We start from the raw sequence: 17,784 nt of genomic DNA, 5'->3' as shown, positions 1-17,784 counted from the left end.
AAAAAATCGACACGGGTACAATAAAGCCACTGACTCGGGTCTATTCGGCATGGAGATACAAGGAGCAACCACGATATTTGCGACAAATATAAAAAGAATCATGAAGCTAATAGACCAAAAATAGGGAGGATATTAGGTAAATAAGAGAGATTTTTATGAAAAAACACATAAAAAGCTCTCTTATTTTAGTTTGACTTACCTCCCATTAAAAAAACAGGAGTTTTTCAGTGGCCTCGGTCAGAGCTTTTGTCCCAGAAATCTGGGACAAGTGCTCTCGCCCCAATGTCCCGCTTTTTGCATTATTTTTTTGCGATGATTACAAAATGGCCTTTGTCGAGCTCTGCTTCGTATCTGTCTGCTTCAGCGGCGGATAGACCGAGATTTTCAAATTGATTCCGAAGCTCGTCACCACGGGATCGAAAGACATTTGCAATTTTATCCAAGACTCCCTCTTCCTCCATGCCTACTTGATTTACATGCAGATTTTCCGAAAGCTTGTCTGTTTGATCCGGCTCGTGGGCTACAACGTAAATTTCATCTTTTGTATAGCCTTGTATCGTTAATTGATCAATTTTCTCTTTTGCCTTCACGCTATTTTCAACGACATAAACATTTTCCATTATTAAAACCTCCTAAGATGTTTTCCGAGTTTATGTTTCTTTTTTTACTTACAATCTATGTTTAACCGCTCTAGCGAAAATAAAACATCTTCATCTTGCAGAAACCGGATTATCCTGTTATAATAATCATTAATTAAACACTGGTATCTTTAATTCAGTCCTGTGAGGCTGACAAGAACAGCGGGAAAGTAAAAGATATATCTGCATTAGTATGTACTGCAGGTACCATATCTTTATACTTAAAAGAGGCTAATTGTCAGCAAATGCTGATGATTAGCCTCTTTTTTTACTTCCTCATGAATGGATAATGGATACCAGCTATAATGAGGAGGAAACGAAATGGAAAAGTTTGATCCAGAATTTTCTCGGCAAGTTGTCCCAATGGGAAACCGTAATAACTTTTGGAAAATCTTATCTGTCATGCTCGGGATGACATTTTTCTCAGCAAGTATGCTCGCAGGTGGCGAGCTCGGACTTGGCCTTACGTTCACACAGTTCATGCTGATTGTTTTGATTGGGAATTTCATTTTAGGAATATACACTGGTTCGCTAGCCTATATTTCAGCAAAAACTGGTCTATCAACCCATCTATTAGCAAAATATGCCTTCGGAGAAAAAGGTTCACATCTCCCTTCTTTCCTGCTTGGCTTTACACAAGTCGGCTGGTTCGGAGTCGGGGTTGCCATGTTTGCGATTCCTGTTGCAAAAATACTCGGCTGGAATGTGTTTGCTCTTATTTTCCTTTTTGGGATTGCGATGACAGCGAGCGCCTTATATGGGATGAAGTCACTCGTTCTGCTCGGGTACATTGCGGTGCCTGCGATTACAATTCTTGGTACGTATTCGATGTTTCACGCAACAGAAGTAATCGGCGGGCTGCAAGGACTCGTCGCCTATGAACCGGTGACATCGGTTTCCGTGGCAGCGGCGCTTACGATTTGTATTGGTTCTTTCATCAGCGCCGGTTCACTCACACCAGATTTTACACGTTTTTCCAAATCACCACGCCAAGCAGTGACAGCAACGGTCATCGCCTTTTTACTAGGTAACACACTCATGTTTATATTCGGTGCATTTGGTGCAATGGCATATGGTCTTGCTGAGATTTCCGAAGTTCTCTTTTTACAAGGGCTAGTTATTCCGGCGATTGTCGTCCTTGGCTTGAATATCTGGACAACGAATGACAACGCGCTTTACGCTTCTGGATTAGCTTTTGCGAATATCACGAATATGCCGAAGAAGTTGTTTGTCATCATTAACGGACTCGTTGGAACACTTTTTGCGATGTGGATGTACAGTAATTTTGTTGGATTTTTAAATGTGTTAGGAGCGGCCATCCCTTCGATCGGGGCGATTATTATTGCAGACTATTTCTTTATCCGCAAGCGAAAATATGCCGAATTTAAAGCCGTGCAATTTCAAAAAGTGAACTGGATTGCAATGATTGCTTGGGCAGCAGGCGTTGGTCTAGCCCAATTCGCTCCAGGAATCAGTCCGTTAAATGCCCTGATTGGAACTGGTATTGTATATATTTTATTAACGAAAATTTTACCTCAAGAAGATTTTGTAAAAGGAGTTGCTATGTCTAGTGATCATTAAGAATTGTACGTTACGTGGACAAGATGGAACATTTCATATTATGATTCAAGATGGTATTTTTGAAAGAATTACAACGAATGAGACAGAATTACCTCAAGATACGGAGGTTCTCGATGTCGAAGGCGCGCTTGTTCTTCCTCCATTTATCGAGCCTCATATCCATTTGGATACGACCCTTACAGCGGGGGAACCTGAATGGAATCGGAGTGGTACATTATTTGAAGGAATCCAGCGCTGGGCCGAGCGGAAAGAGTCTCTTACGGGAGAAGATGTGAAAGAACGGACGAAAACCGTACTTGAATGGCAGATTGCCCAAGGGATTCAGCATGTCCGCACACATGTGGATGTGACAGATCCTGATTTGACAGCTTTAAAAGCAATGCTCGCTGTGAAGGAAGAGATGAAAGATTATCTCGACCTGCAAGTAGTCGCATTCCCGCAAGAAGGAATCCTTTCTTATCCGAACGGGAAAGAGCTTCTCGAGGAGTCGCTTAAGCTCGGGGCGGACGTCGTTGGCGGTATTCCCCACTTTGAATTCACTCGCGAGTATGGGGTTGAATCATTGAAAATTGCTTTTGACTTAGCGGAAAAATATGACCGGCTTATTGACATCCATTGCGATGAAACGGATGATGAACAATCCAGATTTGTGGAAGTTGTTGCTGCAGAATCCTTTAAGCGTGGGCTTGGAGCGAGAACTACTGCAAGCCATACGACAGCGATGGGTTCTTATAATAATGCATATACATCTAAATTGTTTGGATTATTGAAAAAGGCAAATATTAATTTTGTCTCAAATCCCCTAATCAATATTCATTTACAAGGTCGGTTTGATACGTATCCGAAACGACGCGGGTTAACGCGGGTAAAAGAACTGCTGGAGGCGAATTTGAATGTCTGCTTCGGCCACGATGATGTTTTTGACCCTTGGTATCCATTAGGTACGGGTAATATGTTGAACGTATTGCATATGGGAATCCACGTTGCGCAATTGATGGGCTATGAAGAAATAGTTAATTCTATCGATTTGATTACAGCAAACAGCGCACGCACCTTGTATATTGAAGAGCGCTACGGGATTGAAGCCGGAAAACCGGCGAACTTTATAGTTTTAGGAGCGGAAAATGAATATGAAGCGGTTCGGAAACAAGCAATTGTCCGCTACGCCTTCCGGAACGGCAAAAAAATAGCCGAAACAAAACCAAGCGAAACCCATATCAACTTAACCACAAAAAAAGAAATCACATTTTCAAGATAAAGTGGCGGGTGGGACATTGGGGTCAGAGCACTTGTCCTAGAACTTCTGGGAGAAGTGCTCTGACCCCAATGTTTCATTATTCGTTTATCAGCTTACTAAGATAACGGATTGTTTCAGCCCGGTTTTTTAATTTTAATGTTTTGTACACCTTACTCACGTAGTATCGAACAGATTGATCAGGCAAATCCAGCTCTTTTGCGATCTCTTGATTTTTTTTCTTAAGAAACATTAAATATAAAATATCCAATTCCCGTAAAGATACATCGATTTTCTGTTTACGCAAGCTTTCTTTTAAAATCATTTTCTTTAGCAAATCAATTTGATGGAAGCCTTTAATTAATTCATGGGCAATTTTTCCGGAAAGAATATATTGATCGTTATGTACATCCCGTACGGAACTGATGAATTTTTCTGGAGAGAGATCCTGAAGTAAAATACCATCCGGCTTATTCTTAACCCACTCATAAAACAAAACGGAATCGACCTTTGGCGAAAGATAAACCAGCTTCACCTTCGAATGACCCTTCCAATATTGATAAACAGCATTTTCCATTCCAGTTTGCAGCTTCTTCATATTAAATAATATAATCGATGGCTGTAACCTTTCCAGTTGTTCCAAATAATTATTTTGCTCATGAAGTACCCCTACCACTTCCATATCTGCTTCTGCATTTATAATGAATTGTAGCCCCTCACTATATACATTTAAATCATCGCCAATAACAACTCTCATGATAAACACCCTCTATATATTGATAAACCTACCCAATTCATAGTATAAAAAGCCGAACTAAACAATTTCTAAACGCAAATAAGAAAACGGGACAAGAGGGTCAGAGCATTTGTCCCAGGAATTTTGGGACAAATGCTCTGAGCCCGCTATTTAATTGTTACAAAGCGGTGAAGTATATTGCATTTTCACGTTGAATACAGTATATTTAAATTGTAAGAGTTAGTGAAATGTTTCACAATAAAATATGTGAGGAGATAAACAAATGAAAAACTTTCTTAAAGGACCTCAGATGGCGATTATTTGGACAATATTGCGTATTTGGCTAGGTGTACAATGGTTGACTGCGGGTTGGGGTAAAGTAGTTGGAGGCTTTGATGCTAGCGGATATCTGCAAGGTGTACTTGCCAACGCAACGGGTGAAGCCCCTACGGTACAAGCATGGTACGCAACTTTTATCGAAGGCTTCGCGATTCCAAATGTCGGTTTAATAAATATTTTGATCCCTTGGGGAGAGCTCTTGGTAGGTATCGGTTTAATCCTTGGTGCAGCTACTATTCCTGCTTTAATTGCTGGTGCATTCATGAATCTTAATTTCTTACTTGCAGGAACATTGAGTACAAATCCGATCTTTTACACGGTTGCGATTGTGTTATTATTCACAGGTGCGGCTAGTTATCACTACGGTGTCGACCGTTTCATCGCTCCATATATCAAGGCTCGTTTCCATAAAAAGGTACAAACCAAACCAACAGATAAAACAGTTAATTTCCCAGCATAAACTGGGACAAATACACTGACCCCGTGTCCCGATCAGGACATGGGGTCAGTGTGTTTGATATTTTTTATAAATTTATCAATTTATTATTATCAGCGGATTTCATTAGTTATATTATCATTTTGCTCTCTATCATCCCTATATCTGTGATATATTTCGTAGTATAATAGGGATAGGGTGATAACTGTGTCAAATGTTATTCACGGTGGAGGATACGTTTACCCACTTCAATACCATCTATAAAAACAAAAATGACAGGTGGTGGAATCCATGCTGGAATTCGTGAACCGTGGCTATGTGTATCGTGCGACCCCCATTTCTCAAGATGCAGAAACGTATTTCCGACAATGTTTCGGTGCAAAGAGAAAGATGTATAACCTCCATGTTGCCCACCTCTATGATTATTTGGAAAAAAGTAACTATCAACCAGGTGATGCCTTACCTTCATTAAAAAAGATGGGGATGTCGACTGTTTCTCAATTCAAAAAACAATGTTTAAATGAAGATGATGTGGCTTACTTCTATCTTGTAGACGCATTCGCCTCCAACGAAGCAAAACAGCACTTCAACAAGGCGATAACAGCCTTCAACAAAATTGCTTATAAGAAACAATACAAAAAATCCACTTTAAAACGTCAGAAAACACTCGGGATAGAACCGACATTCCGTGATTTAAAAGGAATGCCGAAGTTCAAATCCCGTAAAGGCAGCACAGCCAGCTATACGACATTCAACCAAAATGGAACTATCTACATTAAAGACGACATATTATATCTCCCGTCTGCACAAAAGTCTCCTGTGAAAGTAGTCGGGTTAAGGCTGAACAAACATCGGCCCTTACCGCAGGGCAGTAACATTAAACATGTTACGGTTACGATGAACACGAAAGGACAATATGACGTGTCTATTTGTGTTGAATTTTCAATAGAAATTGCCAGCATTGGTACGCCTAATCGTATTCTAGGACTAGATTATTCTCAATCTCATTTTTTCGTTGACAATGAGGGTAAGAAAGCCAATTATCCTCAATACTACAGGGAAATGATAGAACGTTTGGCGAAAGAACGACGCGTGCTATCGCGCAGAGTAAAAGGTTCCAATCGTTGGGAAAAACAACGGCTTTTCGTTTCGAGATTGGAAACCAAAGTCGCAAACCAACGAAAAGATTGGCTTCACAAGAAGGCTTATACGCTTGCGAACCATTATGACATGATTGTAGTAGAGAACGTAAATCTTCGTGCGATTGGACAAAACAAGTATTATGCCAAAAATCAGCAAGATAATGGTTTCGGTAATTTTCGCCTCTATTTAAAATACAAATTGGAGCAACGGGGGAAATACTTTGTCAAAGCACCGAAAATATTTGCATCTACCCAATTATGTTCAGCTTGCGGTCATAAAAATACAGCACTAAAACTCTGACCCCACTGTTCCGCCAATTAAGGAGGTTATTTGTGTGAGTGTTCGTGATCATCTCGGTCGGTTGGTTCCGCTTGTTCGTAAACCGGAGCGGATTATTTCGTTTGTTCCGGCGATAACCGAGACAATGTATCATTTAGGATTAGATAAAAAAATCGTCGGGCGAACCAGGTTTTGCAAATTTCCGGAAGATAAAGTCCAGCATGCCGTTAATATTGGTGGCACAAAAGATATGAAACTGGATCGTATCCATGAATTAAAGCCAGATCTAATCATTGCTGAAAAAGAAGAAAACACGAAGGAAATGGTGGAGACGCTAGAAAAACATTATCCAGTTTTTGTCTTTGAAGTGCAACATTTCAAGGATGTCTTCCCCATGATTGAAGATATTGGTCGACTAACAGATAGAGAAAAAGCTGCAATACAACTTATGCAACAAATCAAAAACGCATTTCAAGTCCTGCCACATGGGAAGAATAATCGAGTTGCCTATGTCATTTGGCAAAAGCCCTATATGGTAGTGGGAAAAGATACATATATCAATTCGTTGCTTGAAGAAATGGGATTCAGCAATCCTTTTACAGAAGCGGAAGGACGCTATCCAATGGTGAATGAAAAGGATTTCAAGAAAGCAAAACTCGATGAAGTTTTCCTTGCGACGGAGCCTTTTCCTTTTCGGGAAAAACACCTCGACGTGTTCGAGAAGATGTTGCCGCATACGAAGGTAAGGATTGTAGATGGAGAAATGTTCTGGTACGGCGCGAAAATGGTAGAAGCGGCCGCTTATTTCAAGACTTTTCGGGAAGAATAATAGATTTCTTTAAATAAATAGGCGGATTCATCAAGCTTTTTTCAGATGAATCCACTTTTTTTATTTAACCTATTGAATAAATATACATTAAATAGTATAATTATAATCAATTCTTTACACACATAGGAGCGAATACAATGAAAACTAAAAATGTAATTATAATTGGTGCGGCCGGAAGAGACTTTCATAACTTTAACACGTATTATCGTGATAATAATGCATATAATGTTGTTGCGTTTACTGCAGCGCAAATTCCTGATATTGATGGACGGAAATATCCGAGTGAACTTGCGGGAGAACTATATCCAGAAGGTATTCCTATTTATTCCCAAGATGAACTGCCGAAACTAATCAAAGAACTTGAAGTCGATGAGTGTGTTTTTGCCTTCAGTGATTTAAGCTATGAAGATGTCATGGGAATCAGCGCCGTTGTGAACGCTGCTGGTGCCGACTTTAAATTGCTTGGACCAAACAGTACGATGCTGAAAAGTAAGAAGCCGGTTATTTCCGTAACGGCAGTACGTACTGGAACAGGAAAAAGCCAAACATCCCGTAAGATTATCGAAACACTACTTAACAATAATTTAAAAGTTGTAGCAATCCGTCATCCAATGCCTTACGGTGACCTCAACGCTCAGCGAGTACAGCGTTTTGCAACTGTTGACGACTTAAAAAAGCATGAATGTACCATTGAGGAAATGGAAGAGTATGAACCACATGTAATAAGAGGAAATATTGTCTATGCCGGAGTAGATTATGCAGATATTTTAGAGGCTGCGGAAAATGATCCGGATGGCTGTGACGTGATTCTTTGGGACGGTGGAAATAATGATTTCTCATTCATTGAACCGGACCTGGCAGTAACCGTACTTGATCCGCATCGTCCTGGTCACGAGCTGAAGTATTATCCTGGCGAGGTATGTTTAAGAACGACCGATGTCTCGATTATCAACAAAGTGGACAGCGCACCGCAAGAAGCGATTGACATTGTGGAAAATAATATTAAAACAGCAAGCCCGAATAGTGAAATTATCAAAGCCGAATCCACTATATCTGTGGATAAGCCGGAGCTCATTAAAGGGAAACGTGTTTTAGTTGTGGAAGACGGGCCGACACTTACCCACGGCGAAATGAAAATTGGCGCTGGAACTGTTGCTGCAGAGCGAAACGGAGCAACAGAAGTAATTGATCCCACTCCATATTTAGTAGGTTCACTAAAAGAAACATTTGCAACTTATCCACATCTGGAAAACGTACTTCCTGCGATGGGATATGGTGAAAAACAGTTGAAGGATTTAGAGGAAACAATTAATAATACAGATTGTGACGCGGTTATTATCGGAACGCCAATCGATTTAACACGAGTTATCAACATCAATAAACCAACCACTCGCGTCTTCTATGACTTAGACGAAGTAGAAGGACCGAACTTGGACAACATCCTTGAAAACTTCATCAAAAAACACCAGCTGCAATTAGCATAAAAAATCGGGACACGGGGTCAGAGCCGTTGCCCCGATTTTTTTATGGGACAATGCCTCTGACCCCAATGTCCCGCCGTTTTTTGCGAGCGGGACAGATGCTCTGACCGAGGCTGCTGAAAAAGTACACTAATTTCAAGCGACTGGAAACCGATTCCCAAATTTCATGTAAAATAACCTATGAAAGTGGGGAATAAATACCTGTTTTCACTCGATTTTGGTTATCAAAGTGAGAAAAATAATTTCCATAATATGTTTTTCAGCAGCCTCGCTCTGAACCCGTGTCCCGGCAAGTTATCAGTCCCGGGTGGGGTGAGTTGCGTCATGTAAGGCTTGTTCCAATTCTTTTTCATATTCTTGTTTCTGTTCATTAGTCCAGTCAAGAATTTTCGCCATATATTGAACCACTTCATTTTTATGTTCGTGTACCCAGGAAATATTGAAAAATAACGCGCCTGTACGTCTAATAAAAAAGTCTGTCGGCTTATATGTTGATTCATAGTCAATGGAATAACGCAGCATCGTAAGCACCACCGGATCTATTGTCCCGTCTTCGGCTTGGGATTCATGCTGATAAATATCATATATAATTTCTACATTAGAGCCATATCGTTGCACAAGCTCCTTCGCTATTTCTTCTTTTAAGCCAATTTGCAATCCAATCTCTACCTTTTCTTTTATAAAATCAGGAAAACCTGCTGATCCTCCTACAGATCCGCCAGAGATACGTAATTCTTTCGTTTGCGTAGCAGGGAATGTCCGGCCCTCTTCTTCAGCTAATTGCTTCCCGACTAAATCCACAATGCTTTCTGCCATCTTACGGTACCCGGTTAACTTTCCGCCAGCTATGGAAATAAAACCTGTATCAGAGATAAAAATTTCATCTTTCCGGGAAACCTCTGAGGGGTCTTTCCCCTCTTCATGGATAAGCGGACGTAAGCCGGCCCAGCTCGACTCCACATCTTCTGCTTTAATACCGACTTGAGGGAACATATAATCAATTGCTTTTAACACATATTCCTGGTCTGCTATGGTCATTTTCGGATTGGCAATATCGCCTTCATACACGGTATCTGTAGTACCTACATAAGTTTTGCCCTCCCGCGGAATAGCGAATATCATCCTTCCATCTGGAGTATCAAAATAAATAGCTTGTTTTAACGGAAATCGTCCACCATCAAATACGAGATGGATTCCTTTCGTCAATCTCAAATGCTTTCCTTTTTTAGAGTTGTCTAATTCACGTAACGTATCTACCCATGGTCCAGCAGCATTTACAACTTTTTTTGCATAATATTTCTGGGTTGTGCCATCTATTTGATCCCTGGCCTCCACACCAATTACTTTATTATTTTCATAAATTAAGTTCGTGATTTTCATATAATTTAGAGCAAGCGCACCATTTTCTACAGCTTTTTTCATCACCTCAATCGTTAAGCGGGCGTCATCTGTCTTATACTCCACATAGTAACCCGCTCCTTTCAGGTCTGCTGCATTTAGCAACGGTTCTCGGCTTAACGCCTCTTCCGGCTTAAACATTTTTCTTCTTTCCTCTTTTTCCACCCCGGCAAGAATATCATAGACCCGCAAGCCAATATTCGTTGTGAACGGCCCGAACGTCCCTCCTTTATAAAACGGAAGCATCATCCATTCCGGTGTGGTCACATGGGGGCCATTTTCATAAACAATTGCCCGCTCCCTGCCGGTTTCCGTAACCACGCCTATTTCAAACTGTTTCAAATACCGCAATCCACCATGGATAAGTTTCGTGGAGCGACTGGAAGTACCCGCTGAGAAATCCTGCATTTCGAATACAGCTACCTTCATCTCTCTTGTTGCCGCGTCAAGAGCAATTCCAGCTCCTGTAATACCCCCACCTATTACGATTAAATCAAGATTTTCCTGCATGTTCCTTTTTATTTCTTCGCGATGTAAACTTGAAAACATGTGAACCCGCTCCTTTTTTTAATGAATACCGTATATTTGTAGTTTATCACGCATTAACGATCTGTAATCCTGCTTCCATACACATGAGAGAAATCCTAAATGTAAGGAGGAGGATAAACAGTCCGTAAATCCCTGATTCTGTTCAACTAACATTCATCGGGGGAGATAAGGAATTCCCCAATGAGTGAAGTTTCACTTTATAATTTGAGACGGATTTATGTTATGAGACCAATCATTACCTAAACAATATGATAACCTCATTAATAATGATCCCTCGTTTCTCACATAAACAAAAAGAGACCACAAAACACTCTAAAGATTAGAGGTCATGTGGTCTCTCGGGAATCTCCGTCCAATATATTAACTTAATGATAGTATAACACCTATTCTGTCCGCTGGTAAAGTATTTCACCTCTATAACAGTGCGTCACTTGGAAAAAAGCTTAAATTTGAGCTTCTTATATCTTGAATACTCTCGTTGCCTCCACAGCTTTCTTCCAACCATTATAAAGCTCGTTGCGTTTTTCTTCTGCAGATTCAGGCGTAAAGCTGCGCTCAATTTGCCATTGTTTTGCTATTTCTTCTCTGTCCTTCCAATAACCGATTGCCAAACCAGCTAAATACGCCGCTCCTAAAGCTGTTGTTTCGTTAATCACAGGCCTATCGACTTGAACATTCAAAAGATCGCTCTGGAACTGCATGAGGAAATTATTTTTAACCGCTCCACCGTCAACACGTAATGATTTCACATCAATACCCGAGTCGGCAGCCATGATATCTACAACATCTTTTGACTGATAAGCAATCGATTCCAGTGTAGCCCGAACAAGATGCTCTTTTGTCGTGCCACGCGTCAGCCCGAACACTGCTCCCCGCGCTTCACTATCCCAATATGGTGTACCTAATCCAACAAATGCAGGAACGACATACACACCGTCTGTCGATGCCACATTCGTAGCTAATTGCTCACTATCTGGGGCGCTTTCCAATAATTCCAATCCATCGCGGAGCCATTGAATCGCGGATCCTGACACAAACACGCTGCCTTCAAGAGCATATTCAACTTTTCCGTCTACTCCCCAAGCAATCGTCGTCAGTAAACCATTTTCAGATCCGACACCTTGTTCTCCCGTGTTCATTAATAAGAATCCGCCTGTACCATACGTATTTTTAACCATTCCTTTGTCAAAACACGCTTGACCGAATAAAGCTGCTTGCTGATCACCTGCAATCCCAGCGATGGGAACTTCTTCCCCGAAGAAATGATAACTTACGGTATGGGCATATACTTCTGAAGACTGTTTCACCTCAGGAAGCATACTCTTTGGTACCGTTAAAATGTCGAGCAGCTCATCATCCCATTTTAAATCATAAATATTGTACATCAAGGTCCTGGAAGCATTGGAGTAGTCCGTGACATGAACTTTATGACCTGATAATTTATATACAAGCCAGCTGTCAATCGTACCGAATTGCAGTTCTCCGTTTTCCGCTTTTTCCCTTGCTCCGTCCACATGATCTAAAATCCATTTTACCTTTGTCCCAGAAAAGTACGGATCAAGCAACAAGCCTGTCTTTTCTTTAAACAAGTCATTATAGCCTTTTTCGCGCAAGGTTTGCACAATCTCTTCCGTTTGCCTTGATTGCCAGACGACCGCTCTATAAATAGGCTTTCCAGTTTTTCTATCCCAGACAACAGTCGTTTCCCTTTGGTTGGAAATACCGATACCTGCCACTTGATCCGGACCGATATCAGCCTTTCTTAACACATCCGCAATACAAGCTAGAACAGATGTCCAAATTTCATTGGCATCATGCTCAACCCAACCGGGATGTGGAAAAAATTGCTCAAATTCCCGTTGTGATACTTCCACAATCTCTCCCTTTTCGTTAAATAAGATAGCCCGCGAGCTGGTTGTTCCTTGATCAATAGATAAAATAAATTTTTTCATCTGTTTTCCCCTCCCATTTTGCTTAAGATACTTTTTTATTAGCTATCGGTCTATTCGGTGCTTTTTTTAATTCGATGCTTGCAGCGGCCACAAATATGATAGCTACCACCACACTCGCTATCCAAAACATCGTGGTATAAGCACCTGTAAAGAAAGCTTGATAAAACAAGGCCCCATAAACCCCGCCGATAATAGGACCAATCACCGGAACCCACGCGTATCCCCAATCAGAGCTTCCTTTACCGGGTATTGGAAGCAGGGCATGTGCAATCCTTGGTCCTAAATCACGTGCCGGGTTAATCGCGTAACCTGTAGGTCCTCCTAAAGACATACCGATCGCAACAATTAACGCACCCACAACAAGCGGGTTTAACCCTTCCGTAAATTGATTGGCACCAATAAAGAGTAGACCTAGAAGCAGAGCGAACGTACCAATCATTTCAGTAACAAGGTTTGATAATGGACTCCGGATTGCCGGTCCTGTTGCGAATACGGCTAACTTCAGGTCCGTCTCCCTTGTCTCTCTCCAATGAGGTAAATAAGCAAAGAAAACGATGGTGGCTCCAATTATAGCACCAACCATTTGTCCTGAAATATACGTTAATACATTTTCCCAAGGAAATTCTCCAATAGCAGCAAACCCTAAAGTAACAGCTGGATTCAGATGGGCTCCAGAAAAGTTTCCTGCGGCGTACACCCCTAAAGTTACCGCAAGTCCCCATCCGAGTGTTATTAGCACCCAGCCACCGCCAGCACCTTTTGACTTGTTCAAAATATTGCTTGCTACCACACCGCCGCCAAAAATAATGAGAACCATCGTACCAATGACCTCTGCTAGAAACGCTGACATCCCTTAACCCCCTTTAAATATTAAACCCCTTACAACAAGTTATGACAAGCCTTTAAAAAAATCACACCTCACCCCATAATATTTCCCGTTCAAAGAAATATGGGGTGCAGTGTGATTCTCTCATCTCCAGCACTTCGCTTAACTTGTAACTAGCATTCTACATCACCGTGAAAGCGTTGTCAACAAAAATATTTCAGGTTTTTATTTGCGTCTTTCAGCTTGAAGGCAACAAGCAAAGATGTGGTCTTAGTTTCTAACTGCTAAAGCTCCCAAAGTAGGTTACTCGAGGTTGTTACAGCTACGGCACCATTTTTAATAGTTTCCTTAACATCCTGCTCTGTTCTGATTAATCCCCCGGCAATAATGGGTATGCCCGTTTCTTCTTGTACTTCTTTAATGATTCCGGGTAGAATTGCCGGTAATATTTCAATATAATCAGGATTCACCCGCTTACATATTTGCAAATTGTGATCAAGTGCATGACTATCTAAAGCAAATAAACGTTGAATAGCAACAATACGTTGCTTTTTGACAAGGGAAATTACTTCTCCTCTTGTCGAAATGATTCCATCTACTTTTACATTATTCGTTAAAAATTCTATCCCATATTTATCTGCTTTTAATCCACTAATCAGATCCGCATGCACATATATCTTTTTTCCATATTGATGAGCATATTTAACTAAATTTTGCAATTGGGAGACACGACTTTCTAATAAAATAATAGTCTCGTGGCCGCTCTCTAGGACTTTTTCAAAATCTTTGATCTTTCGAATTGCTGGTATAACTTTGTCTTTAAACAACATGAAAACCCCTCTGGATCGATTTTTATTTGTTTTTTCTTATCCCCTAAATAAGCTTCCTAATCCCGATAATTTTTTTCAGCAGCCGCTTGCACTTCTTCTAGTGACTTACCCATGCCCGCTTCTACAGCTGCCACGAAAGCACCTTCAAGAATTGGGGCTTCTACGACATGGACATTTTTATATTCGTTCATTTCCACTGCTAACTCGGCATTCATCTTAGCACTGCCGATGTCGTAAAATAGGAGAACTCCCTTTTCTCCCTGAACCTCTTCTATCGCCTGCTTTATTTTATCAATGTTCGTACCAATTTCTCCTTCTTCCGTTCCGCCTGCTACTCCAATCGAAACAGCTGGTACCATTTGCGTGATGATATCTCGAATCCCTTCCGTTACTTTCGAACTGTGAGATACGAGCACAATACTTACATTTGCCAATTTTTATTAGTCACCTTCCTTCAACACTTCAGCAAGGCTTGAGAAAATATAGAACGATGAAACCGAGCCAGGATCCAAATGACCAATGGAGCGTTCCCGCAAGTAGGCCGCTCTACCTTTCTTCGCCTCAAGGTCTTTCGTCGCTTCCATTGCTTCTTTCGCTACTGATTCAAAGCCTGCTGCATTGAAGCTATTTTGTCCATTCAAGTAATCGACAAGCGGCTCCCAGACGTCGACTAGTGTTTTCTCGCCCTTTTCTGCTTTACCTCGCTGCTTTATTCCTGCAAGTGCCTCTGCCAATCCGCTCTTGAACTTCGGAAAATCTAGCGTCTCACTACCTTTTACTGCCATCGATAGCTTTAAAAAAGCTGTACCATATAGCGGACCAGCCGCACCACCAACTTTCGATAGCAAAGTCATGGAGATATCTTTCAGTAGATCAGAAACATTATCATAATCAGTGGCAGTAATTTTCTCCTCTACTTCCTGAAAACCACGTGCCATATTAATTCCATGGTCACCATCCCCAATTGCCTGATCCAATTCAGTTAAATACGTTTTATTTTCCTGGATTTTTTCATTTGCTAACGTCATCCACTTCACTGTATTTGCTACATTCAATTCCATCTTTTCGCCCCCATTTCAGCGCCGGAATGCCGGTGCCTTTGATTTAGCATCCAACAGTTCCTTTAGTTCGTCATCAAGCTTTAATAAAGTTACGGAAACACCCGCCATTTCTAAAGATGTCATGTACTCTCCAACGAATGTATCATAAATACGGATGCCCTTACTCGTTAAAATTTCATTCACTTTTTTATTAACGATGTATAGTTCCATTTCTGGCGTACCTCCTAAGCCATTCACCATAACCGCAACTTCCGAACCTGTTTCAAGCTTAAGATCATCCAGTACCTTTTCCGTAAGTTCTGCAGCAATATCATCAGAACTCACAATCGCTTTCCGTTCAATACCTGGTTCCCCGTGAATACCAATACCAATTTCCATCTCATTTTCTTCCAGTGTAAAGCTCGGTGTCCTAGCGGCTGGTACGGTACACGGGGTAATCGCCATCCCGATGGAACGTACATTTTTGACCGTTTTTTCAGCGACTGCTTTCACCTCAGCAAGTGTTCCGCCCGCTTCAGCCTTTGCACCAGCTAACTTATGGACGAAAACGGTCCCGGCAATCCCTCTGCGACCGGTCGTAAATGAACTATCCTCTACCGCAACATCGTCATTTACAATAACCTGCTCTACACGAATTCCTTCCGCTTCAGCCAGTTCAGCTGCCATGTCAAAGTTCATCACGTCACCCGTATAATTTTTGATAACGAGTAACACACCCTCACCAGCGTCAACTGCTTTGATCCCTTCCAGCACCTGATCTGGGGTAGGTGAAGTAAACACTTCTCCAGCAACTGCAGCGTCAAGCATCCCCTCACCGACGTAACCAGCATGGGCCGGCTCGTGACCGCTCCCGCCACCACTAACTAAGCCAACCTTATTTGCAGCCGGGGCATCAACCCTTGCAATAACTGTTGTCCCGGGCAATAATCTAACTTCCCTTGGGTAAGCAGCAACAAACCCATCCAACATATCCCTAACAACCAAATTCGGATCATTAATTATCTTCTTCACAACCACTACCTCCTATTCAAAAATAATAACTAACCCCATTGTAGAACGGCACATGGGGTCAGAGCAAATGTCCCAGCGTGGGACATAGGGTTGGGACACGGGGTCAGTGTAAATGTCTCAGTACAAAACTTTTACCCAATATGGGCAATAATCCCACGGCAAATCGTATATTTTATATTTAATTCAGCATCCACAATCAATAAGTCCGCATCTTTCCCCACAGTAATACTTCCTTTACGGTCATACACACTGGCTTGTTTTGCAGGGTTGACAGAAGCCATTTGAATAATATCCCGTATTCCAATCCCATCAAGAAGCTTAAACATTTTCTTGACTGCCTCTTGCATCGAAAGAATACTCCCAGCTAGCGTACCATCCGCAAGCACTGCCCGGTCCTCGGTCACTTTTACCGGCTGACCACCTAGTTCATAATCGCCTGGAGGGAGCCCCTTCGCACGCATCGCATCCGTAATCAATGTGAGTCGTCCGCTCCCCATATTATGGTATACCAATTGAAGCATTTCATCCGAAACATGGATACCATCCGCAATCAGTTCCGCATGTAATTCTTCCAGTAATAAAGCTGCACCGACCGCTCCAATGTCCCGATGATGAATTCCGTTCATCGCATTACATAAATGCGTCAATTGCCGTACCCCTTGTCGGACAGCTCTTTTAAGCTCTGAAAAACCTGCATCCGTATGTCCTGCTGAAACCGTAACACCTGTTTCATTTAAATATCGAATGAAATTTCCCTCTGGATCATGTTCAGGAGCAAGAGTTATCATTTTAATCTTATTCCCCGCAAGCTCTTGCCATCTATTGAAAAGTCCCATGTCTGGTTTCTGTATATACTCTACCGGCTGAGCACCAGCTTTCGTTTTTTCTACAAAAGGACCTTCCAGATGCACACCGATTACTTCCGATTTTCCTGGTTTGCTTTTAAAATTTGCGATATTTCGAAGTGCTTGCTCGATTTTTTCAGTTGCTTGTGTAATTGTTGTCGCAAGGAAAGCAGTTGTACCCTCCTTAGGCAAAAATTCAGCCATTGTCTGAAGTGCATCAGGCATCGCGTCCATCACATCTGCCCCTGCTGCTCCGTGAATATGAGTATCGATGAAACCTGGAATAACATATTCATGCTTAGCATCAATAACTTGTGCTTGCGGCGGAATATCCTCAGCCAACCCATCCTTTGCAACAATCTGCTCAATCAAGCCATCCCGGATAACTACCCTCGCCTCAGGGATGATCTCACTTTCCGTATACACTTGTGCATTCTTAACAACAATCATTTGTAGCTCTCCTTCCTGCTGCGGGACAAGTGCTCTGACCGAGGCCACTGAAAAACTCCTGTTTTTTAATGGGAGGTAAGTCAAACTAAAATAAGAGAGCTTTTTATGTGTTTTTTCATAAAAAGCTCTCTTATTTACCTAATATCTTCCCTATTTTTGGTCTATT

Annotated in this window: 16 protein-coding genes; 6 read left to right on the top strand and 10 right to left on the bottom strand. The window is 41.6% G+C overall.

The window, feature by feature from the left end; translation table 11 throughout:
- Positions 1–299: 299 nt before the first annotated feature.
- A complete protein-coding gene (locus L3V42_RS17555) occupies positions 300–620 on the bottom strand; it encodes a YflT domain-containing protein (RefSeq protein ID WP_235764124.1) in 321 nt (106 codons plus the stop codon).
- A gap of 339 nt (positions 621–959) precedes the next feature.
- Here L3V42_RS17555 and codB point away from each other — a divergent pair, with 339 nt between their 5' ends.
- Both codB and L3V42_RS17545 read left to right on the top strand, forming a co-directional pair.
- Positions 960–2,219, top strand: coding sequence for a cytosine permease (gene codB, locus L3V42_RS17550; protein WP_238472583.1), 1,260 nt, complete (start codon positions 960–962; stop codon positions 2,217–2,219).
- The gene (locus tag L3V42_RS17545) at positions 2,209–3,477 is read left to right on the top strand and encodes a cytosine deaminase (RefSeq protein WP_310739877.1); all 1,269 of its coding nucleotides are present in this window, start codon (positions 2,209–2,211) and stop codon (positions 3,475–3,477) included. The genes codB and L3V42_RS17545 overlap by 11 nt, the downstream gene beginning before the upstream one ends.
- Positions 3,478–3,553: 76 nt before the next feature.
- Here L3V42_RS17545 and L3V42_RS17540 read toward each other — a convergent pair whose 3' ends face one another.
- Complete coding sequence (locus tag L3V42_RS17540; protein WP_235764122.1) at positions 3,554–4,210, bottom strand: LuxR C-terminal-related transcriptional regulator; 657 nt, start codon at positions 4,208–4,210, stop codon at positions 3,554–3,556.
- Between the two features lie 262 nt (positions 4,211–4,472).
- On the opposite strand from L3V42_RS17540, the gene L3V42_RS17535 reads away from it, so the two are divergent.
- The 4 genes from L3V42_RS17535 to L3V42_RS17520 all read left to right on the top strand — a co-directional run bounded on the left by L3V42_RS17535 (position 4,473) and on the right by L3V42_RS17520 (position 8,699).
- Entirely contained in the window at positions 4,473–4,988 is a 516-nt protein-coding gene (locus L3V42_RS17535; RefSeq protein ID WP_235763378.1) for a DoxX family protein, read from the top strand.
- 267 nt (positions 4,989–5,255) lie between these two features.
- The gene (locus L3V42_RS17530; RefSeq protein WP_238472582.1) at positions 5,256–6,407 is read left to right on the top strand and encodes an RNA-guided endonuclease InsQ/TnpB family protein; all 1,152 of its coding nucleotides are present in this window, start codon (positions 5,256–5,258) and stop codon (positions 6,405–6,407) included.
- 34 nt (positions 6,408–6,441) lie between these two features.
- On the top strand, positions 6,442–7,215 hold the full coding sequence (locus tag L3V42_RS17525) for an ABC transporter substrate-binding protein (RefSeq protein ID WP_238472581.1): 774 nt from the start codon (positions 6,442–6,444) through the stop codon (positions 7,213–7,215).
- Between the two features lie 137 nt (positions 7,216–7,352).
- On the top strand, positions 7,353–8,699 hold the full coding sequence (locus L3V42_RS17520; RefSeq protein WP_235763375.1) for a cyclic 2,3-diphosphoglycerate synthase: 1,347 nt from the start codon (positions 7,353–7,355) through the stop codon (positions 8,697–8,699).
- A 294-nt stretch (positions 8,700–8,993) separates the two neighbouring features.
- On the opposite strand, the gene L3V42_RS17515 is transcribed toward L3V42_RS17520, so the two are convergent.
- From L3V42_RS17515 to nagA, 8 genes are all read right to left on the bottom strand, one after another.
- Positions 8,994–10,643, bottom strand: coding sequence for a glycerol-3-phosphate dehydrogenase/oxidase (locus tag L3V42_RS17515; RefSeq protein ID WP_238472580.1), 1,650 nt, complete (start codon positions 10,641–10,643; stop codon positions 8,994–8,996).
- Positions 10,644–11,101: 458 nt separating this feature from the next.
- Positions 11,102–12,595: a glycerol kinase GlpK gene (glpK, locus tag L3V42_RS17510; protein WP_235763373.1), complete on the bottom strand. Its 1,494-nt coding sequence runs from the start codon at positions 12,593–12,595 to the stop codon at positions 11,102–11,104.
- A 22-nt stretch (positions 12,596–12,617) separates the two neighbouring features.
- Positions 12,618–13,445, bottom strand: a complete 828-nt coding sequence (locus tag L3V42_RS17505; protein WP_235763372.1) for an MIP/aquaporin family protein — start codon at positions 13,443–13,445, stop codon at positions 12,618–12,620.
- 260 nt (positions 13,446–13,705) lie between these two features.
- The gene (locus tag L3V42_RS17500) at positions 13,706–14,251 is read right to left on the bottom strand and encodes a glycerol-3-phosphate responsive antiterminator (RefSeq protein ID WP_156856177.1); all 546 of its coding nucleotides are present in this window, start codon (positions 14,249–14,251) and stop codon (positions 13,706–13,708) included.
- A 56-nt stretch (positions 14,252–14,307) separates the two neighbouring features.
- Positions 14,308–14,685: a dihydroxyacetone kinase phosphoryl donor subunit DhaM gene (dhaM, locus tag L3V42_RS17495; RefSeq protein ID WP_188855893.1), complete on the bottom strand. Its 378-nt coding sequence runs from the start codon at positions 14,683–14,685 to the stop codon at positions 14,308–14,310.
- Positions 14,686–14,691: 6 nt separating this feature from the next.
- Positions 14,692–15,312, bottom strand: a complete 621-nt coding sequence (dhaL, locus tag L3V42_RS17490) for a dihydroxyacetone kinase subunit DhaL (RefSeq protein ID WP_238472579.1) — start codon at positions 15,310–15,312, stop codon at positions 14,692–14,694.
- 15 nt (positions 15,313–15,327) lie between these two features.
- On the bottom strand, positions 15,328–16,323 hold the full coding sequence (gene dhaK, locus L3V42_RS17485) for a dihydroxyacetone kinase subunit DhaK (protein ID WP_238472578.1): 996 nt from the start codon (positions 16,321–16,323) through the stop codon (positions 15,328–15,330).
- Between the two features lie 131 nt (positions 16,324–16,454).
- A complete protein-coding gene (gene nagA, locus L3V42_RS17480; protein WP_238472577.1) occupies positions 16,455–17,618 on the bottom strand; it encodes an N-acetylglucosamine-6-phosphate deacetylase in 1,164 nt (387 codons plus the stop codon).
- Between the last annotated feature and the right edge of the window lie 166 nt (positions 17,619–17,784).

This window comes from Oceanobacillus alkalisoli (assembly GCF_022213125.1).
Taxonomy (GTDB): domain Bacteria; phylum Bacillota; class Bacilli; order Bacillales; family Amphibacillaceae; genus Oceanobacillus; species Oceanobacillus alkalisoli.
The sequence above is the reverse complement of the archived record's forward strand: the minus strand, read 5'-3'. Positions and strand labels throughout refer to the sequence as shown.